Annotated in this window: 22 protein-coding genes; 21 read left to right on the forward strand and 1 reads right to left on the reverse strand. The window is 54.6% G+C overall.

Translation table 11 applies throughout. The features are described 5' to 3' along the window. Positions 1–11: 11 nt before the first annotated feature. From LEPIL_RS09435 to LEPIL_RS09500, 14 genes are all read left to right on the forward strand, one after another. Complete coding sequence (locus LEPIL_RS09435; protein WP_002772189.1) at positions 12–848, forward strand: CheR family methyltransferase; 837 nt, start codon at positions 12–14, stop codon at positions 846–848. Positions 849–944: 96 nt separating this feature from the next. Beyond that, positions 945–1,310 (forward strand): response regulator, encoded by a 366-nt coding sequence (locus LEPIL_RS09440; protein ID WP_002772190.1) that lies wholly within the window; start codon positions 945–947, stop codon positions 1,308–1,310. Positions 1,311–1,313: 3 nt separating this feature from the next. Continuing rightward, positions 1,314–2,561, forward strand: coding sequence for an ATP-binding protein (locus LEPIL_RS09445; RefSeq protein ID WP_002772191.1), 1,248 nt, complete (start codon positions 1,314–1,316; stop codon positions 2,559–2,561). A 2-nt stretch (positions 2,562–2,563) separates the two neighbouring features. Next, positions 2,564–3,649, forward strand: coding sequence for a PhoH family protein (locus LEPIL_RS09450; RefSeq protein WP_002772192.1), 1,086 nt, complete (start codon positions 2,564–2,566; stop codon positions 3,647–3,649). Next, positions 3,618–4,106, forward strand: coding sequence for an rRNA maturation RNase YbeY (gene ybeY, locus LEPIL_RS09455; protein ID WP_002772193.1), 489 nt, complete (start codon positions 3,618–3,620; stop codon positions 4,104–4,106). Before LEPIL_RS09450 ends, ybeY begins: the two co-directional genes overlap by 32 nt. 35 nt (positions 4,107–4,141) lie before the next feature. Continuing rightward, entirely contained in the window at positions 4,142–4,972 is an 831-nt protein-coding gene (locus LEPIL_RS09460) for a hypothetical protein (RefSeq protein WP_211208638.1), read from the forward strand. Between the two features lie 62 nt (positions 4,973–5,034). Continuing rightward, positions 5,035–5,325: a 30S ribosomal protein S6 gene (gene rpsF / locus LEPIL_RS09465; RefSeq protein ID WP_002772197.1), complete on the forward strand. Its 291-nt coding sequence runs from the start codon at positions 5,035–5,037 to the stop codon at positions 5,323–5,325. A gap of 14 nt (positions 5,326–5,339) precedes the next feature. After that, a complete protein-coding gene (locus LEPIL_RS09470) occupies positions 5,340–5,807 on the forward strand; it encodes a single-stranded DNA-binding protein (protein ID WP_002772198.1) in 468 nt (155 codons plus the stop codon). Positions 5,808–5,872: 65 nt separating this feature from the next. Further along, positions 5,873–6,409, forward strand: a complete 537-nt coding sequence (rplI, locus tag LEPIL_RS09475) for a 50S ribosomal protein L9 (RefSeq protein ID WP_002772200.1) — start codon at positions 5,873–5,875, stop codon at positions 6,407–6,409. 500 nt (positions 6,410–6,909) lie between these two features. Then, a complete protein-coding gene (dnaB, locus tag LEPIL_RS09480) occupies positions 6,910–8,274 on the forward strand; it encodes a replicative DNA helicase (RefSeq protein WP_002772202.1) in 1,365 nt (454 codons plus the stop codon). A 67-nt stretch (positions 8,275–8,341) separates the two neighbouring features. Beyond that, positions 8,342–9,688 carry a DNA repair protein RadA gene (gene radA / locus LEPIL_RS09485; protein ID WP_002772204.1) on the forward strand — a complete coding sequence of 449 codons (1,347 nt, stop codon included), beginning with the start codon at positions 8,342–8,344 and terminating at the stop codon, positions 9,686–9,688. Continuing rightward, the gene (locus LEPIL_RS09490; protein WP_002772206.1) at positions 9,678–9,968 is read left to right on the forward strand and encodes a hypothetical protein; all 291 of its coding nucleotides are present in this window, start codon (positions 9,678–9,680) and stop codon (positions 9,966–9,968) included. The genes radA and LEPIL_RS09490 overlap by 11 nt, the downstream gene beginning before the upstream one ends. Continuing rightward, positions 9,965–10,993, forward strand: coding sequence for a tRNA (adenosine(37)-N6)-threonylcarbamoyltransferase complex transferase subunit TsaD (gene tsaD / locus LEPIL_RS09495; protein WP_002772208.1), 1,029 nt, complete (start codon positions 9,965–9,967; stop codon positions 10,991–10,993). Before LEPIL_RS09490 ends, tsaD begins: the two co-directional genes overlap by 4 nt. 141 nt (positions 10,994–11,134) lie before the next feature. Further along, complete coding sequence (locus tag LEPIL_RS09500) at positions 11,135–11,902, forward strand: CDP-alcohol phosphatidyltransferase family protein (RefSeq protein WP_002772209.1); 768 nt, start codon at positions 11,135–11,137, stop codon at positions 11,900–11,902. Between the two features lie 28 nt (positions 11,903–11,930). Here LEPIL_RS09500 and LEPIL_RS09505 read toward each other — a convergent pair whose 3' ends face one another. Then, entirely contained in the window at positions 11,931–13,295 is a 1,365-nt protein-coding gene (locus LEPIL_RS09505) for a hypothetical protein (RefSeq protein WP_002772210.1), read from the reverse strand. A 203-nt stretch (positions 13,296–13,498) separates the two neighbouring features. Between LEPIL_RS09505 and LEPIL_RS09510 the strand changes: the two genes are divergently transcribed. From LEPIL_RS09510 to LEPIL_RS09540, 7 genes are all read left to right on the forward strand, one after another. Beyond that, positions 13,499–14,035 carry an RNA polymerase sigma factor gene (locus LEPIL_RS09510; protein WP_002772211.1) on the forward strand — a complete coding sequence of 179 codons (537 nt, stop codon included), beginning with the start codon at positions 13,499–13,501 and terminating at the stop codon, positions 14,033–14,035. A gap of 109 nt (positions 14,036–14,144) precedes the next feature. After that, positions 14,145–15,140 (forward strand): FecR family protein, encoded by a 996-nt coding sequence (locus LEPIL_RS09515; protein ID WP_040918581.1) that lies wholly within the window; start codon positions 14,145–14,147, stop codon positions 15,138–15,140. 79 nt (positions 15,141–15,219) lie between these two features. After that, positions 15,220–16,371 (forward strand): FecR family protein, encoded by a 1,152-nt coding sequence (locus LEPIL_RS09520; protein ID WP_002772213.1) that lies wholly within the window; start codon positions 15,220–15,222, stop codon positions 16,369–16,371. Positions 16,372–16,496: 125 nt separating this feature from the next. Continuing rightward, complete coding sequence (locus LEPIL_RS09525; protein WP_002772214.1) at positions 16,497–16,718, forward strand: (2Fe-2S)-binding protein; 222 nt, start codon at positions 16,497–16,499, stop codon at positions 16,716–16,718. Positions 16,719–16,842: 124 nt separating this feature from the next. Continuing rightward, positions 16,843–17,490, forward strand: a complete 648-nt coding sequence (locus LEPIL_RS09530) for a MotA/TolQ/ExbB proton channel family protein (RefSeq protein WP_002772215.1) — start codon at positions 16,843–16,845, stop codon at positions 17,488–17,490. A 1-nt stretch (position 17,491) separates the two neighbouring features. Next, a complete protein-coding gene (locus LEPIL_RS09535; protein WP_002772216.1) occupies positions 17,492–17,914 on the forward strand; it encodes an ExbD/TolR family protein in 423 nt (140 codons plus the stop codon). A gap of 4 nt (positions 17,915–17,918) precedes the next feature. Then, complete coding sequence (locus LEPIL_RS09540; protein ID WP_002772217.1) at positions 17,919–18,494, forward strand: hypothetical protein; 576 nt, start codon at positions 17,919–17,921, stop codon at positions 18,492–18,494. Positions 18,495–18,543: the final 49 nt, after the last annotated feature.

Raw genomic sequence — 18,543 nt, forward strand, 5'->3', positions numbered from 1 at the left:
AGAGAATACCAATGGATCATAAACAGCTTGTAAGCATCATACAGAACATGACGGGAGTATATCTCACCGACGATAAGATATACCTGCTCGACAGCCGCCTTCGCGATTTGATGAAGGAACACTCGTTACAGAACTACGACGAGGTCGCCGCCCGTCTGATCGGCGGGACCGACGAGAACTTCACGCATCGTCTCATCGATCAGATCACGACGCATGAAACGAAATTCTTTCGAGACGAAAGTATCTTCAACGCCCTCGTCGACCAGATGATTCCAGAATGGATGGATCGTCGGGGGATTTCGGCTTCGTCTCCGCGAAGCGAAACGCTGAGTATCTGGTCGGCCGCCTGCTCGACCGGCCAGGAGCCCTACTCTATTGCGATGATCATTCGCGATCGTTTTCCGTTGATTTATCCGAATCTGCGGATCACCGCAACCGACATAAGCCGGGATTCCGTTGAACGGGCGAAGGCCGGCTATTATACGAATTTCGAAATCCAGAGAGGCATGCCGCCTCATATGCTGACGAAATATTTCACGCAGGAAAAGGACGGCTACAGGATCACCAATGAGCTGAAAACGGGCATCGACTTTAAAACGCATAATCTTGTTTCTGATCCCTTTCCAGGACGATTCGATTTCATCTTCTGTCGCAACGTGCTCATCTATTTCGATGAAGCGACGCGAAAGACGATTCTCGTAAAGTTGAGGGATTCTCTCAAAGACGACGGCGCCCTCGTTCTCGGTTCATCCGAAAACCTGATCGGCTCCCTGCCCAACTATATCGTCCGCGAGGCCGGATTGGCCCGCTACTACGAATTCTCGACGCAGGTTACTTTTTTTAAGTAGAGGGCGTCCAATAAGGAAATATAGGCGACTGTATTCTGATTGCTCGGAGCAGATCGGCTTTTTTATTATCCAGTTCACAGGTACGGAGGAAATTGCATGGCAGCTCATATTCTGGCAGTCGATGATTCGGCGACAATGCGCGACATGGTGCGCGATACCCTGGAAACAGGCGGCTACGAGGTTACGCTGGCCGAACATGGTCAGGAAGGCGTCGATAAGTTCGCAGCGGGTAAATTCGATCTCATCATCGCCGATATCAACATGCCCGTTATGGACGGCATCACGATGATTCGCGAGATTCGCAAGTTAAACAGCGACGTTCCCATCATCACGTTGACGACCGAAGCCGAAGAGAGCATGAAGCAGAAAGGCCGCGAAGCCGGCGCCGATGGCTGGATCGTAAAGCCGTTCCGTCCCGCTCAGTTTCTCGACATCATCAAGCAGATCCTGGAAGATATGTAATTCATGTCGGCATCGAGCAAAAAGATCCTTCTGATTCACCCCGACATTCAGTGGCTGAAGCAGACCCGCGATTTTCTGCGAACAGAAGGTTTTATGACCTTCGCCACGCGCAGCCTCGGTATCGCTCTCGAGCTTCAGGCCCACCACCGGCCCGAGGTCATTCTTTTTGCTCTGAACCTCGGTCGTACAAACGGACAGGAGGTCATCAGCGCCCTGCATCATCAGGATGCTCATGCCGTTCTTGTCGTCCTTGTCGATGAAAAAGAAAAATCACGCCTTTCAGAACTTGCGCCCGGATCCTTCTTCGACGGCATCGTAACCCCCTGTGAGGGAAAGATTCTGCTCTCGCATCTGCGCGAGGCTCAGGTCTTCTATAAAGAGAAGAACTCCCTCTTTCAATACATGCAGGAATATCAGGATCGGGTGCAGGATCAGCTCGAATGGCTGATCTGGAAAGAGCAGAACAAACACGCCTATAAGGTTAAATACTCGAGGGCTCTGATCTCAAACATCCGCAATACGATCTTGCAGGGCATGGGCCTCGGCTCGCTCATCACGCGCATGGAATTGCTCGAGATGAAGATGAAAAAAGAAGACGGCTTTTACATCGTTCCACGCAAGGATTTCGACGGCATTCTCACCTCGGTGCATAACGTGCATCGCTGGCTTGAGAACATGGAAAAGATCAACAAGGCTCTTGATCTGAACTACTCCGTCGAAACGATCGAGCCCTCCGCCTTTCCCGATATCGTCGTTAAGGCCGTTCATGCCGTCGAAAAATTCAGGGCTATCAAGAACCACAAAATTGAGATGGGTGATTTAACGATCGAGCGCGCGATCAGCGGCAATGCCGACGCCCTGGGCCTGTGTATACGCGAGCTTTTGATCAACGCCTTCAAGTTTTCGCCCGAGGGCTCGACGATCGACATCGTACGATTCGAATCGCCGCGCGTCGTGCTTGTCGGTCTATTGAACGACATCCTCTCTATGGGTGGGGGCGTGACGGGCATTCCTGAAGGCTATGAGAATCAGATCTACGAGCCGTTTTACAAGCTCAACAACGTCTATGACGAACGCTTCTTTGACGAAGATTTCAGCATGGGAACGGGCCTGACGATCGTGCAGGGCGCCATGCAGCAGATGGGCGGTCGGGTTTTCTTGCATGAGATATCGGACCATTCCGGAGAAGAAGGGCGGCGACGGCGCATCATGGCCGAGCTTGTGATCAAGAAAAGCGCTCCCGAAGAATAGCGATGCAGGAAATCTTCACCTTTGAAAGCGCCGATCTCTTTCACAACCTCTGCGGTATCCAGGACCGACGCGTCACCGAACTTGAAGAGATGCTTGATGTGGAGTTGATTCCACGAGGACAGTCTTTTCTTGTACGTAGCCCTGCACGATTGCGCATCGATCGAGCGGTGCGGTTCTTCGAGCGACTGGTGGAATTTCACGACCGGCGCTCTCTCGACAGCTTCGATACGCGCTATCTGCACCGGCTATACCAGAGCTCCGACGCCGATCAAACGCTGATGTTCGAAGCTCAGGATCAGAGCGCAGACCCTTCCGATGAAGCGCAGGCAGATCGAACCGGCGACGAATCCGACGCCATGCAGCAGCTGATGAGCCGGGCGAAGGTATTCACGACCTACAGAGGCAAGCCGCTTCACGCGAAGACGATCAATCAGGCGAACTATATCGATTCCCTGATGCGCAATCCGGTCACGATCGGGTTAGGCCCTGCGGGAACGGGCAAGACGTTCCTCTCGGTCGTCGTCGCCTGTCAGCTTCTGACGTCGGGCGAGATCGAGAAGATCATCCTCACCCGCCCCGCCGTCGAAGCGGGCGAATCGCTGGGCTTTCTACCGGGCGATATGATTCAAAAGGTCGATCCGTATCTGCGGCCGATCTATGACGCTCTCTATGAATGTCTCGGTATGGAAAAGGTAACATCGTTTATCCAGGCCGGCCGCATCGAGATCGCCCCGCTTGCCTTCATGCGCGGTCGCACTCTGAACGACGCCTTCATTGTGCTCGACGAGGCTCAGAACTGTACGCTGCCACAGTTGAAGATGTTCCTGACTCGCATCGGACGCAACGCCCGCATGGCCGTCGGAGGCGACGTAACGCAGATCGACCTGAAGCCCGGAATCTCGGGCCTGGTCAGACTCGTGCATATTTTAAAGCATACGCAGGGGGTTCAGATCATACGCTTCGGGAACGAAGATATAATCAGGAACCCCATCGTCGAACGCATCCTGCGCGCCTTCGAATCATATGAATCCAGTAAACCCAATTCCCCCAATTCCAATGAAGCCTCTGACGCATCGCATCCTGCTTGACGACTCCGGCCTGCTGCATACCGAGCAGCTCGATCGACTGAAGTCCAACCTGATGCTCTGCCTCGACTTCATTGCCGAATCGGAAGAAGCGGGCGATCTGTTTGAGCTTTCAGTCTCTTTTGTGACCGACGAAGAGATCCGCCAGATCAACCGGGAGTTTCGCGAAAAAGATAAGGCGACGGACGTGCTCAGCTTCTCGCAGTTTGAAGGAGAGCCCATGCCGACGCCCGATGGCGTGCAGCCCCTTGGCGATCTGATCGTTTCTGTCGAGACGGCACGAAAGCAGAGCGCAGAGATCGGCCATTCCGAAGAATATGAACTGAACCGACTGCTCGTTCATGGCCTGTTTCATCTGCTGGGTTACGACCACGAAGTATCGGCCGAAGAAGAACGCATCATGCAGGGGCGCGAAGATGCTCTATTGAAGCTGCTTGAAGAGCGAGGACAGATACCATGAGAATCCACCCGTTTCGACCTTTCGCCTTCGCTCTCTTGTCGGTTATCATATCGGTTTCGCTGGCCTCTTCGCTCTCTGCCCGTCAGGGACTTGTGGAGCGTCGCAATCAGGAAAAGATCCGCACGGCGGGCTTTGCCGACGTGGAGCTGGATCGCCTGCATGCAGAAATCGGACAGACTCTCTTTGATTTACAGGCCCTTGCCGTGCCCGAAGAAGGCCCGATCAAAGATCCGACGGCACGGCCGACCGACCCGCGTGAAGGCCAGGTGGACGCCGACACGCTGAAACAGGATACGATCGAGCTTGTACCTTCGCGGCGCCGTGCCTTTGTGCGAGGCACCGATAGCAAAGGACGCACGTATTTTCGCCTGCGCATTACTGAAGGCCTGAACTATACGACCGAGCCCACTCCCGACCGATTTCTGTTCAAGGCGCATGCCTATCTCTATCTCGATGAACAGGGAAAGCTCGGCGAGGTTCTGTTACAGTTTTACCGCATGCGCTTCAGCGGCATGGAATATACGCGCGAGATCCGGCGCATCCGACATCCGGGCCCGTTCGGCGCCGGAGCGGCGCAATCGCCGATACAGATCGAGTTCCGCAGCTATCCGACAAGCCTGCCGCATAACGAACTTGCCATAGATGACGTGCCGCTGCCCGTTCTCTCAGGGGAACCGCAGCTTCTGACCGTGCTGCATTCGGCCGATGATCCGATGCCGTTTGACAAACAGGCCCGCATCGTCGAGACCTATCGTTCGCTGCTGCGTAAGCTGAACCGGCAGCTCAGCCGCCAGAGGCAGATACTCGAGCTCGACCGCAATTCTTCTATTGAAAGAGCGCTCGATTTCACCGGTACATCGTTTTGACATTGACAGTAGTCGACCTGCCCGGTTTCTGGTAATCTCATTCTTTTTTTCCGGAGACGGCTATGTCCGCAGGCGTTAGAAACTACGAGATCACCGTGATCACCCGCCCCGATCTGCAACAGGAAGAGGCGAACGGCGAGATCAAGAAGATCCTCGAAGAGCATCAGGCAAAGATCACGGGCGAAACAGCCATGGGTCGTCGTCATCTGAACTATGAGCGCAACCATCATCAGGCCGGCCTGTATTTCTATTACAAGTTCCAGATGGAGCCCAATCAGACGCATGCTCTGCAGAAAGAGCTCAATCTGAAAACCAACATCTTGCAGTATATGATTAAGAACCCGGCTCGCTGAGCCGGCCACTTACAATGAACGATATCAATCGAGTATATCTGATCGGTCGCCTGACGGCAGACCCGGAATTGAAAACGATTTCGGGCGGGTCGCAGGTATGTTCGTTCTCTATAGCGAACAATCGATCGTATACTCGGCAGAACGGCGAATCGGTTGAAGAGGTTTCTTACTTCAACTGTACCGTCTGGGGCAAACTGGGTGAAATCCTGCATCGTTATGCCGGAAAGGGCAAGCAGATCGCCGTCGAAGGACGCCTTCGCCAGCGACGCTGGCAGGGACCGGACGGTAAGAATCAGAGCGCAGTCGACATCGTCGTCGAGAACTTTCAGTTCCTCGGCAGCCGAACAGAGGGTGGGGCTCCGGAATCCCGCCCGCAGCAGCAACCCGCTCGTTCTTCTTCGTATCAGCCCGACCCGGCAGAGGCCCAGTATGGCGGTTACGATGCAGGGTACGATGGAACAGAAGAGGATATTCCCTTCTGAGGCTACAGACTGTTTCTTTAGCCTGTATTGAAAGCACTGGATATTCAGAGTAAAAGGATAGAACGATGAAAGTTATTCTTCAAAAAGACATTCCGAATCTCGGCGACGCCGGCGAGATCAAAGAGGTAGCCGACGGCTATGCGCGTAACTTCCTCATCCCTCGCAAGCTCGTGCTGCCGGCAACGGCGGGAACGGCTAAAGCGGCCCAGCATCAGAAGCGACTGATCAATCTCAAGACTGAGAAGCGTCGCAAAGAGATGGCCATCCTCTCTGAAAAGCTGAAGTCCATCGCTGAAATCGAGATGCAGATCCGTGTTGGCGCTAAAAACCGCGTATTCGGCTCGATCACGCCTGCGATGATTGCAAAGGCCATCGAAGAGAAAAGCGCCGGCGCCATCGTCGTTGATCGTCGCAAGATCGAGCCCGGCGATCCGATCAAGGCCCTGGGCGAGCACAAGCTGCGTATCAACCTTGCTTCCGACATCCGTGTTCCCATTCTGGTGAAGGTGGTTGCACATCCCGATAGCGAGCCACAGGCAAAAGCCGAAGCGGCTCCTGTTGCCGAAGTTACAGAAGCTCCGGAAGAGGCCACGGCCGAATAAGGGTGCACCTCATAGCTACAAGCTGTAAAAAGAGCCCGGCCCATGCCGGGCTTTTTTCGTCTGCGCCGAAAAAACCATAAAGCCGTTAAACCACGGAGGCACGGAGGAGAAGATTTTTTGTCCACGAAAAACGCTAAAAGCGCGAAATAAAACCATAACATAGGGCAGGAAAGCGCCGAAACTTCACGGTCCAGTTCATTCGATGTCATGAATGATGCGGTCCTTTCAATCAGACGTCTCTGAGGACTTCTCCGTGCCCTTCATGGTTCCCCTTCCTCCCTGGATTTCCTCCGTGTCTCCGTGGTTCCCCTTCCTCCCTGGATTTCCTCCGTGTCTCCGTGGTTCCCCTCTTCGGCCTTTTGATGACGCAGCGGATCTGCTCAGTGCCTCCGTGTCTCCCCTTCTTCGGCTGTTCGCTCTCTGCTCTGAGCCTGCTTTTTTTTATCTCTCGATGATCCTTCTACTTTACGAGTCGAAGCCATTGAAATTGATGAAACCGGATGAACGCTCAGCTTCCAGCCGATGTCGACGCCGAACAGCAGATCCTGGGCTCTCTCATGGTGCGGCCCGATCTCATCGTGCCCATCTCGAATATCATCCATAAAGAAGATTTCTTTCTTCAGCATCATCGCATCCTTTTCGAAACGATAGAGATGCTTTCGCGAACCGAGTCGACTGAGATCGAGCCGCTTCGTCTTGTTCAGTATTTCTCAGACCGCAAGCAGCTCGAATCGGCCGGCGGCGCCGCCTACATCATGCGGCTGGTCGACCAGGCCATCGCCCCTTCGAACGCCACCTACCATGCGCAGCGCGTGCATAACCTTGCCATCCGACGCAGCCTCATCGAGAAGCTGAACGAGCTCGGCAAAGAGGCGCAGGAGCCGCAGGAGAACGAAGGCACCTTTCTCAAGCATGTAGAAGAAGAGCTGCTTCGTATCACGAACCGAGCGTCGACACACGGCATCCAGTCCATCGATCATTACAAGCAGGATTTCGTAGATTATATTGCAAAGCTCGTCGACGCCAAAGGCGGAATGACGGGCACGCCTACCCGCTTCGAACAGTTCGATACGTTAACGTCGGGTCTTCGCGGCGGCGAACTTCTGATTCTCGCCGCACGTCCGGGTATGGGAAAGTCAACCTTTGCGATGAATATGGCGACGAACATCGCCGTGCATCAGAACCGCCCCGTAATGATCTATTCGCTTGAGATGAGCAAGCTCGAACTCATCCTGCGTATCCTTTCGGCAGAAGCGCAGATCAATCACTCCGATCTGAAGCGCGGGCATATACCGGCGAATAAACAGGGGCCGATCAAAGAAGCCATCGCACGCATCTTTGCCGCTCCGATCTATATCGACGACTCCGGAACGCTCGACATCTGGGATTGCATCTCGCGCACACGCAAACTCGACATCGAACTGAAGAAAAAAGGTTATCCGCCAGGCCTCGTCGTCATCGACTACCTGCAGCTGATGAGCGACACCGAAAGCCGCAAGTTCGGACGTCAGAACGAGGTCGCGGCCGTCTCGCGAAGCCTGAAGCAGCTTGCGATGAAAACCGAGCTGCCCATCCTCGCCCTCTCGCAGATGAACCGGTCGGTCGAGCAGCGTCGCGGCGACTCCGCCAGGCCGCAGCTTTCGGATCTTCGCGAATCGGGCGCCATCGAACAGGATGCCGACATGGTTCTCTTCATACACAGGGAACAGTTCGCCGATCCCGACAGCCCCGAGGCGCTTGAGAACCGCGGACGCGCCGAGATTATCGTCGCCAAACACCGTAACGGTCCGCAGGGCAGTTTCAAGGTCGCCTATCGCCCTGAGATCTTTCGGTTTGACAACCTCGAAGTCGGCGATGGATACTGATACGTGTTCATTGGTGGATACTGAAGACGTGAACGTATTCTTATACCAGAAAGGGAGCATGGCGTAGATGGCGAAGAAGTCCCGCACCGTTTACGAATGCTCGGCCTGTAACGAGCGATTCTCGCGCTGGGCGGGTAAGTGTCCGGCCTGCGGCGAGTGGAATACGATCGTCGAAAAAGAAGAGACGACCGTGACGGCCACACGCAGTCGCATGAGCGCCGACATGCAACCTCTGCCCACGCTCAGCCAGGTTAACGAAGAAGACAGCAGACGCATTCGCAGCGGCATCGACGACTTTGATCTTGTTCTCGGCGGCGGCCTTGTGCCCGGTTCGTTTCTTTTAATCGGCGGGGAACCCGGCGTCGGTAAATCGACGCTGCTTCTTGAAATCGCCCGCACTTTCGCCGGGCGCATCCTGTATTTCTCGGGAGAGGAATCTCCCGGACAGATCAAGATTCGCGCCAATCGCATGCAGATCGACGGCACGCGCATCCTTGTGTCGCGCGAATCGGTACTTGATGCCGTTTGCGGGCGCATCATGAAAGAGCGCCCCGACCTTGCCGTCATCGATTCGATTCAAACGCTTCAGGCCGGCGAGCCCGGCGGCCTGCCCGGCTCGGTTTCACAGCTGCGTGCGGCGGCCTTCGGGCTGATGGAAACGGCGAAGGTGTCGCACATCCCCATTCTTGTTACGGGCCATATCACGAAAGAAGGTTCGATCGCCGGACCGATGCTTCTTGAACATATGGTCGACGCCGTTCTTTATTTCGAAAGTGACCGTCTCAATCATTACCGTATCCTCAGAGCCGTTAAGAATCGTTTCGGCAACATCGGTGAAGTGGCGCTTTTCGAGATGACGGGCACGGGTCTGCGCGCCCTATCCTCCCTGCCGCGCGAAACAACAGGCCGCGGAGCGCCGGGCTGCGTCTTCTCGGCCATCATCGAAGGATCGCGTTCCATCGGAGTCGAGGTACAGGCCCTTGTCTCCCGCACCGCCTACGGTCCGGCTCGGCGTATGGCCGAGGGTCTTGATAACCGTCGCCTGATGCTGCTCTCCGCCGTGCTTGAAAAATACATGAAGCTGAACCTTGCCGATCAGGATATCTTCGCCAACCTTGCCGGAGGGTTAACGGCCCATGAGCCCGCCCTTGATCTTGCGATCGGCGCCGCCATTCTCTCTTCTTATACCGAAAAGCCTGCTCCCGACGGCATGGCCTTCGTCGGCGAGATCGGCCTTTCCGGCGAGATCAGACCGGCGCCCGGTATCCTTGCCCGCATCCGTGAACTGAAAAACCTCGGATTCCGCCGCTTCTGCCTCTGCGAAACGCAGCAGGAAGAGGCGAAAATCGAAGAGGCCGATATCCTTCCCGTTCGCCATATTAAAGACATTGCCGAGGTTATACGTGAACATTAGACTTCTTCTCATCAGCCTGCTGAGCCTGCTCAGTATTCTTCTCATCGGATGTAAGGCCCGCCCCGAAGAATCCGACCTGGTCAGAGTAAAGGAACACTTTTTACAGATGCGCTTTCAGGCCGCCTTCAGGCCCGAGTTACAGTCGAAAAGCGATTTGGAGCTGTTCCTTCTCAGCTGCGAACAGAATCGCGTCAGATGTGATCCATTGCTTGAGATGCTCAAAGAGAAAGACCGTCCCTTCTATGATGCTCTGAAAGGCGTCCCCGCCGCGAAGAAATGATCGGCATCGGCATCGAAAGCTCCTGCGATGAAACGTCCGTTGCCATCGTAGAAGACGGCACCATCCTCTCGAATCAGATCTACTCGCAGATCAAAGAACATACGCCCTATCTCGGCGTAGTGCCCGAGATCGCCAGTCGTTCGCATCTCTTGAAGATCAACGAACTCTACGATCGAGCCATCGCCGAATCGGGCCGCGACATCGCCTCTTTTGATTATGTGGCGGTAACGACTCGGCCCGGCCTTGTCGGCTCACTCATGATCGGCGCGCAACTTGCTCGCTGCCTGCATCTCGTGCACGGATTGCCCATCGTCACCGTCGATCATGTGGAGGCCCATTTTTACGCCGGCTTTCTCGAACGACGTGAAAGGCCTTCGTATCCGTTTCTTGGCCTGCTGCTCTCGGGTGGCAACTCAGCGGTCTTTCGAGTCGAAGGACCGGGTCGGTTGATCAAGCTTGCCGACACGCGCGACGACGCACTTGGCGAGGCCTTTGATAAAGCCTCAAATGTACTCGGTCTGGGTTATCCAGGAGGGCCGCATATCGAGCGCGCTGCGTCGCAGTACGCTCCGGCCGGCAAAGAGCGTTTCTTTCCCGCAATACTGAAAGACCTGCCGCCTGACGAGATCTCGTTCTCCTTTTCGGGCATTAAGACGGCCGTACTGCTTGCCGCAAAGAGAGGGGAGCAAAAAGAAAAGATCGCCTATCACTTTCAGGAAACGGCATTCGACCTTGTCGAACGCATGCTTTTACGAGCGCTGCGACGCGAGAACGTACAGCACATCGAGGCCTCGGGTGGCGTGCTGGCCAATCAGACGCTGCGTCACCGCCTGGATCGTTTTGCCGAGAAGCATGCGATCAGCCTGAAATATCCCGTATCGAAAGCTCTGTGTACCGACAATGCAGCCATGGTAGCCTCGCTGGGTCAGTATCTTTTCGAGGCCGGAATACGGGATCCTGCCGACTTTCCCGTCAGCTCCGTCCGCATGGCTTATGCCGAACATGCGAATGCCACGAAACCGTAATCCCCTGCACGGGCAAAATAGGGATGAAGGATGCGTCGCCCCGGAAAAATTTGACACGAATTCTCAAAAAATAAAAAACACGGTGACCTGTGGCTCGCCAGGATGGCCGTCGCAGCGTATCAGGTATTCTACAGGTAGATCATGGGTATAAATATCAAAAAACGTCTTGCATGGGTTCCGAATCTCTTCACACTCGGCAACCTCTGGCTTGGATTCTTTTCCTGCATCATCTCTCTTCAGGTGCCTGGTGATCCGCGTTATCTTGCCATATCGGGGACGATGATCATGCTCGCCGCGCTGCTGGACGGCCTCGACGGCTTCATGGCCCGGCTGCTTGACGCCCAGTCCGAAGTCGGGGCGCAGCTCGACAGCCTCGCCGATCTGACGACGTTTGGAATCGCCCCGGGCATCCTCGTCTATTCGCTGCTTCTTGCCGACTTCAACGTGGCGCTGAACGATTCAATCACGCTTCCTCTGGGTATGTTGATTGCCGGCCTGTATCCGGCTGCCGTTGCCTTCCGTCTGGCGCGATTCAACGTATCCCATGAGCCGGGTGTCTTTCAGGGCGTTCCCTCTCCCGTCGGAGGCATGATCGTCGCCCTGATGCCGCTTGCCTTTCAGGATGCCATCGTTCTGCCCGATGCCGTTCTTCTTGTGATCTATATCGTCACCGCCTATCTGATGGTCAGCACGATCCGTTATTCAAAAGTGCAGGTGGCGCTCTTTCGCAAGTTTTCGCTGTTTCGCGGCTCGCTGCTTCTTGCCTTTGCGATCGGTCTGGTTGCATTTCTTTTGTTTCGCTTCGGAACGCAGTATGCCGCCGCCGCCGTCTTTGCGATGATCATCATGTACATCGTTTCAGGATTGATCTCGTTCCTGATTCATCTGATACAGGAATATCGCATATAAAGAATACCTGCCGGTATCGGCCACTGCCTCAGAATCGCTTCTGATATTCGAGTCTCAGGTAGCCCCACTCTTTTATGGAGCCTTTTTCGGTGCGCCGGCCTGTGAAAAGCAGAACGGTGCGTACGCTATCAGACTTGAGTCGCAAACCGAATGCATAACGCGCTCGCTCGATAAAGCGAGACTGCCTCTCTGCCTCGCTGACGCCAGAGAGATATTCGAAGGTGTCAACGCGTTCGCTGCTGCTTAAAATAAGTACGGGTTGCATCGTCACCGCTTCAGAACGAAAGCTTCCACGTAGCTCCAATCCGATAGAAGGGGAGTCACCGGCTCTGACGATGCTCTCGAAAAGCGACAGACGACTTCTTCGCGCAAGACCGATGCCGAGGCGACGCTCGACGTACATGAGATCCTCTCTGTAGAGCTGCATCTGCAACGTCGACGCTTCCACGAGTCCATACCATCCCGGCTCAGCTGGAACGTTACGCCCGAGCGTGACGATTCGAAAGGCGACGTCGCCGCGATCCATTCCACCGGCCAGCATGAATAGAGGACCGACGGCACCACTTGCTACTGACGAAAAGGATCTGTATCGGCGATCGTTTACGATACTGCGATCAGAGACATCAAGGCTACGATCGGTTTCATCACGTTCGAGTGAACTGTTCTCGGGTTCATCATAACGCTCTTCCCGGTACCGAAAGCGATCCCAGTACGGTCGACGCTCCGCTTCGAGCTTGAAGAATGTCCTCCCATCGTCGCTCACATCTTCCCGTTCAGATCGCTGCGTCATGCCCTCTGCCGTCCAGCGAAACGACGCGTATCCCTGGAATTCTTTCTTCTCTCCTTCGAAATCAAAAATGCAGGCTGTACGCTGAGATGTCGAACGAACGGTGATGCCCCAGACTTTCACGGATGGATGATAGGCGAAGAAAAACGCATTCTGAAAACTGACATAGAATCCAGGTCCGGATAAATGTTTAGCCGAGAAGAGGCCGGGTAGCAGCCAATGCGGCAACGGCCTGACAAAAAGCAGATCGTCACGTCTGCGCGGCGGTAAAAATCCGGGCGGATGTTCACTGTCTGCATAAAACGATGTTTTTCCCGGCAACTCACGTCGCCCGCCATACACCTCGAAGACATCGTTTTTAAAGACTCCGGAGAGGTGAACGTTTCGCTCCTGCCACTCCAGAATCGCACCACTTCTTTCGGATTGCTCGTCCTTTCCTATCTGGATCCAGAGCGGCCCCGAAAAGCCGCCTTCTGCCCAGCCGCTTCCCTGAACGCCAACGCGTCTATCGACTGGATCGCCATGCAACGGACAGAAGACCGCTATAGAAAAAAAAGCAATAAAGAAAAGTCCACACTGAAAAGGATGGATTTTCTGGCTGGACATACAATTCTATGTCCGTCACCGATCGAATTGATAGCGCGGCCTGGAGTTTTTTTGCTCAATTCATAGGTTACCCTAACAGATATGCATATTTCGCATGCTGAAAGGAAAGATCTGCATGGAGGGTGTCCCATTTTGAAACAACTCCCGCAGCAACCGATTTACGCCAGAATGGAAGCTGTCGCGCGATCTCTGTAGAAACCCGAATGAACGCTGATAAAAGAGAATCCTTCCAGCGAATCTACGACGAAAACGCTCGCGATCTGCTTGCTTATCTGATGCGGTCCTTGCGTCAGGAATCGGTGGCGCGTGATCTGCTTCAAGACGCCTTTCTCAACTTCATTCGCATCTTTCGGGAAAAAGAGCTGCCCGAAACGACTGCCTGTCGCATGTATCTTTTTCGCACGGCCCGCAATCTGCTCATCAATTACACTCGGTCGAGTCGCGTGAGGCTTGAGGTAAGCTCACCGGATGCCGGCGAATTTGTTCCTTCTTCTCCCCTTTCAACGGAAGAAAGCGTCTTGCATCAGCTGGATGCCGAGCTGCGCGAAGAGGTCTTACAGGAGGTGCTCGCCGAGCTCGACGAGCAGGATCGCTCCATTCTACAGATGCGTCATGCTCACGGCATGAAGCTCGAAGAGATTGCCGGTGCGATGGATATGTCTATCTCAACGGTAAGCAGACGTCTGGATCGCAGCGCCTCTAAACTCATGTCTCTCCTCAAAAAAAGGGAGGGGCGATGAAAAACTCTGCAAAGAAATGCCGTCTGCTTGTGGTCCAATTGAACAGTCGGAGCCATCATACATGAGCCGTGATTCGACAGAACATTTGGACGAACGGACGCTTCGGGCGATGAAACGCCTGCCGCTTGATCCGGGTCCGTTTCAGGACGAGTGGCTTACGGCCGAACCGACTCGTGTTGTGCCTGTACTTCCCGGGCAGCGTCTGTTACCGACTCTTTCACTGTTCGCTTTTTCGAAGAAGTCTCTTTCTGTTTCCATTCTGTCCACCGCCGCCCTTCTGCTTGTTGCTCTGTCGGCCTTCTTCTTGATTCCCAGGGAAGATCCGGCCGGACCCGACAGCCCTGCCATCGTTCTCTTTAAGAAGGGTGATGTTGCCCTGAACCGGCAGGATCAAGCCCTGCAGCTGACGCCGGGGTTTCAGCTACTGCGAAACGATCGAATCACTGTTATGACCGGGGCTCGACTCGATCTACGCATGCCCGACGGTAGCCTCATGCAGATCCAGGGCGAGGCCGAGATCCGCCTGCTCTCCCTGAACAGAAGAATCGCACTCGAACAGAAAAAAGGATCAACCTACCACAGTGTTGTTCCGTCAACTAACAGGCAGGAATACAGCATTCAGACGCCGACGGCCATTGCAAGCGTGCGTGGAACTCGATTTGCCGTAGAGAATGGGGAAACGGGCACCGTCGTCCGGGTGACCGAAGGAAGCGTTGAAGCGACCGATATCAGGACCGATGAGCCCCTGAGCGTCATTCTGAGCACCGGTGAGGAAACCGAAATCACAGCCGACATAAAAAATATTGAAAAAAAACGCGCAAACACTACGGTTGACCTTGTCATCTATAATGAGCTGGATCGCCAGCGAGATCTATGGAACCCCGAGGTCCTGAAGCAGGTCGAGGGGATGCATGCAACGGCCGATGAAGGGCAGATCGAAAAGATCTACAGTCGGCCACTTGAGATACTTTATATGACTGACGGTCGCGTCCTGAAAGGCGTAGTGGCCGCACAGGTAGATCGAACCCTGATCCTGCATACGACGGAAGGTGTGATCGCCGTTCCGATCGAAGAGCTTCAGGAAGTTCGATTCCAGCGAGAATAGAGACTGGACCTGTTTTCGAGATGATTCGATGGTACTTATAGCCGGCGCTGCCGGAAGATATGTAAGAAAGGAGATGAATATGAGAAGGAACGAGAACAAAAAAGCTTTTCTCGCATATGCCGGCTCAATCGCGGCTCTGACGCTCATTCTCGCCATGACGGCGTGCAAGGAGAAGTCGAATGCAGAACAGCCTCTTTCCATGGTGATCACCTTCACCAGTGGAGATGTGAAAATCGTCCGTGACGGCAAGGAAGTAGCGGCCGCCATCGGAATGATCGTATATGAAAAGGATCTGATCCGTACCGAAAATGGCACGGTCGACCTGCAAACCCGCACCGGTAGCGCCGTACGCGTTCGTGAGATGACATCACTGACCGTTTCGAAAATCGCCGGCAAAGACGGCGGCGAAACGCGCATCGATATGGAGCATGGCGGCATGCTTGCCAACGTGAAGAAGGCTTCGGCGAACGAAGGCTTCAACGTAGCCACTCCGACGGCGATCGCCGGTGTGCGCGGAACGTCCTTCTCCGTTGAGGTGGATCCGTTCGAGCGCACATCAAGCGTGAAGGTCATCGACGGTAAAGTGGCTATGGCTCCTCGCATCGAGGTTCTTGAATCGGCGACTCCCGAGCAGATTGAGAAAGATCCGGCTCTGAAGAAGATGGCAGAACTGCAGAGCAGAGAGGTCATCATCGAAGAGAAAAGCGAAGGTCGCCTGAATCCTGACGTCGAGAAAAAGGTTCTGGCCGTCAACGAGCTGACATCGAAAGCTCCCGAGGGTCAGATCGAGCCCGTTCGCAAAGAGGTTGAAAAAGTCGTAGCTGAAATCCAGGCTGCCCCCGCCGAGAAAACGGTCATCACCTCTGAGGCTCGCATCACTGACCAGGATATCGTCGAGAAGGAAACCCTTGTCGTCGTCGACTCCGACGTCCTTGAGAAACTGGAAGGCGATAAAGGCAACGAGTCTGTTGTTCGTGAGCTGAAAGAAACCCGTCAGCAGAAGCAGGATGAGATTCTGAAGAAGATCGAAGAATCTGCATCGAAGGCCGATCTGAAAGACGAGAAAGAAATCCAGCGCCACTACAACAAGCTTGAAGTGATCACACTGCTTGATGGAAGCCAGATCACCGGAGCCGTCATCGCACAAACCGGCGACGTTCTTGTGATCCACAGCCCGCAGGGTGTTCGTCGAGTGAACAAGTCCGACGTGATGAGCCAGGAATTCCGTTGATTCGCTGAGCTCCAGAAAAAGAGAAAGGCGCGTGTCTGCAAAGGCATGCGCCTTTTTATTGTACAAGGCGCTTCCAGCGGCGAAGGCAAAGAGCCAGGCATAGCTGCATTGAACCGGAACATGAGATGAATGAAATCGATCCGAAAGTCTTTCAATGGATGAGACCGCCGATGGTCTGTCTGTGCCGGCATGTTTCGGCCGAGCGGCTCCGATCTGAAATCCGGCACGGAGCGACGACCTTCGAGCAGCTTCAGGAGAAAACATCCTGCTCCACCGTCTGTGGCACCTGTGAAGGCAGGGTTCGCGAGATTCTCAGAACGGAGATCGAGGCGATGCGCCGATCGTAACCGTCGAGGCAGATATAAACGATTCTGGTTCAACCGAGCCGATCCATTCCCCTGTTACACTTTTTAAATATACGCGACAGCGATTGTACTTGATCTCCATCTCGACGGATTTGATCGTTGATCCATGAATGCCTTCTCGCCCGCCATGTTCCTTCAAGCGGGAGGTCCTCTTGTCATCTTTCTTCTGCTCTGCTTCGTCGTCGCCCTCGCCATGATCGCCGAACGACTGCGCTTCTTTCAATCGTTGAAATCCGACTCAGAACAGGTATGGGCCGAGATACAGAGCGATCTGCTGGCGAAGAAATACGACTGGATTCTACAGAAGTATGCACAGCCGACAAGCCCCGCGCGGTTTGTCGTGCAGCAGATTCTCCTTTTTCATACGGACTGGCAGAAAAGCGGAAGCGGGAACGACTTCGGCGCCTGGAAGGAGTTTTTCGATGAAACGGGGGCTCGCTCGATACAGCAGCAGCTTCCGCAACTGGAACGTTTCTTGAATTATCTGGCAACGATGGGAGCGGTCGCCCCATTCTTAGGCCTTCTTGGAACGGTCTTTGGCATCATCCGCTCATTTTTGAATCTCGGCGAGGCGAGCATGTCTGATCTGAACGCCGGCATCGCCGAGGCGCTTGTAGCCACCGCCGCCGGCCTGATCGTCGCCATCCCATCAAGCGCCGCCTACAACTACTTTCGCAAGCGCATCGACTCCACACAATCCGAGCTTGAGATTCTTGCCGTCCGCCTGAAAGAACAGCTGTGGAAGCAGAGGTAATATGATCATCGGATCACAGAAAGGATCACGACGCTCCGAGCTTCAGGGGAATATTAACATTACTCCGTTCACCGACGTCATCCTCGTTTTGCTCATCGTCTTTATGATCTCGGCGCCGGGCATGATCCTTTCGTCTTTCAAGATTCAGCTGCCTGGAGCGCCGGGACAGACGGGCCGCGGCCAGTTCGATATGACGGTCGGTCTCGATCAGGACGGCGTGATCTACGTAAACGGCAAAGAAACCGAGCGCGCTGATCTTCAGAAGCAGCTCTCGGCTCTACCCGAGCCGGCGCGAAAGCGTATTCTTTTGAATGCCGATAGCAGGGCGCCCTACGGCAGCGTTGTCGAAATCATCGATCTCATGAAGAAAGCGGGCGCCGAAGCCGTGTATGCCGGAACGGTGCCGGCCGGCAAACGGCCGTGATCCTATGCGCATAGAAGACCGGCTTCAGCTGACGACGACCGTATCTTTACTTGTTCCGCTGAGCTATATGGGCGTGCGGTGGTGGCTGGGTCAGATGCCCTTTTCCTTTCCGCTCGCCGCCTGGTTTCTGGTCGATGCCACAGTCCAGTACGCCCTGATTCTTCTTCTGCGAGGCGAGCAGCTCAGCCGCTCAAGGTTTTCTCAGCTCTCGTATGCTACGGCCCTTGCCGTCGGACTGCCTGCTACCGTTCTATCGGTGTTCAGCGGGCTGGCCGCCGAATTCCGGCTGATCCCCCTGCTATTTCATCTGACGCTGAGCCGACATCGCGGCCGGGCCGTCTATGCGCTCTTACTCTTTGTGGCGGGCATTCTACTCCTTTATCCTTTCTTTTCAGGGCAGATGGAATTCCTGATAGGAGAGCTCTTTCGGCCCACAGCACTGGCCTTGATTCTGTTGCTGTGGCTTCCCCGGCAACGATCAGAGAGGCGTCGCTTGCGAGAGCGAGCCCGCAAACGACGACAGCAGACGGCGACCGGCAGAAGTGGGAATGACATCCCCGGAAAAAGAAGCGAAAAGTGATTGCTTTTAATTCATATATTTTTGATATGGATACAGGTATTTGATCGGA

This window comes from Leptonema illini DSM 21528 (assembly GCF_000243335.1).
GTDB lineage: Bacteria > Spirochaetota > Leptospiria > Leptospirales > Leptonemataceae > Leptonema > Leptonema illini.

Coding starts and splice junctions, on each gene's coding strand:
- LEPIL_RS09520 (WP_002772213.1), top strand. CDS start 15,220: ATGAGAAGGAACGAGAACAAAAAAGCTTTTCTCGCATATGCCGGCTCA.
- ybeY (WP_002772193.1), top strand. CDS start 3,618: ATGAAGCCTCTGACGCATCGCATCCTGCTTGACGACTCCGGCCTGCTG.
- LEPIL_RS09435 (WP_002772189.1), top strand. CDS start 12: ATGGATCATAAACAGCTTGTAAGCATCATACAGAACATGACGGGAGTA.
- LEPIL_RS09505 (WP_002772210.1), bottom strand. CDS start 13,295: ATGTCCAGCCAGAAAATCCATCCTTTTCAGTGTGGACTTTTCTTTATT.
- LEPIL_RS09440 (WP_002772190.1), top strand. CDS start 945: ATGGCAGCTCATATTCTGGCAGTCGATGATTCGGCGACAATGCGCGAC.
- LEPIL_RS09450 (WP_002772192.1), top strand. CDS start 2,564: ATGCAGGAAATCTTCACCTTTGAAAGCGCCGATCTCTTTCACAACCTC.
- rplI (WP_002772200.1), top strand. CDS start 5,873: ATGAAAGTTATTCTTCAAAAAGACATTCCGAATCTCGGCGACGCCGGC.
- radA (WP_002772204.1), top strand. CDS start 8,342: ATGGCGAAGAAGTCCCGCACCGTTTACGAATGCTCGGCCTGTAACGAG.
- LEPIL_RS09500 (WP_002772209.1), top strand. CDS start 11,135: ATGGGTATAAATATCAAAAAACGTCTTGCATGGGTTCCGAATCTCTTC.
- LEPIL_RS09530 (WP_002772215.1), top strand. CDS start 16,843: ATGAATGCCTTCTCGCCCGCCATGTTCCTTCAAGCGGGAGGTCCTCTT.
- dnaB (WP_002772202.1), top strand. CDS start 6,910: ATGAACGCTCAGCTTCCAGCCGATGTCGACGCCGAACAGCAGATCCTG.
- LEPIL_RS09445 (WP_002772191.1), top strand. CDS start 1,314: ATGTCGGCATCGAGCAAAAAGATCCTTCTGATTCACCCCGACATTCAG.
- tsaD (WP_002772208.1), top strand. CDS start 9,965: ATGATCGGCATCGGCATCGAAAGCTCCTGCGATGAAACGTCCGTTGCC.
- LEPIL_RS09540 (WP_002772217.1), top strand. CDS start 17,919: ATGCGCATAGAAGACCGGCTTCAGCTGACGACGACCGTATCTTTACTT.
- LEPIL_RS09515 (WP_040918581.1), top strand. CDS start 14,145: ATGAAACGCCTGCCGCTTGATCCGGGTCCGTTTCAGGACGAGTGGCTT.
- LEPIL_RS09510 (WP_002772211.1), top strand. CDS start 13,499: ATGAACGCTGATAAAAGAGAATCCTTCCAGCGAATCTACGACGAAAAC.
- LEPIL_RS09470 (WP_002772198.1), top strand. CDS start 5,340: ATGAACGATATCAATCGAGTATATCTGATCGGTCGCCTGACGGCAGAC.
- LEPIL_RS09535 (WP_002772216.1), top strand. CDS start 17,492: ATGATCATCGGATCACAGAAAGGATCACGACGCTCCGAGCTTCAGGGG.
- LEPIL_RS09525 (WP_002772214.1), top strand. CDS start 16,497: ATGAATGAAATCGATCCGAAAGTCTTTCAATGGATGAGACCGCCGATG.
- rpsF (WP_002772197.1), top strand. CDS start 5,035: ATGTCCGCAGGCGTTAGAAACTACGAGATCACCGTGATCACCCGCCCC.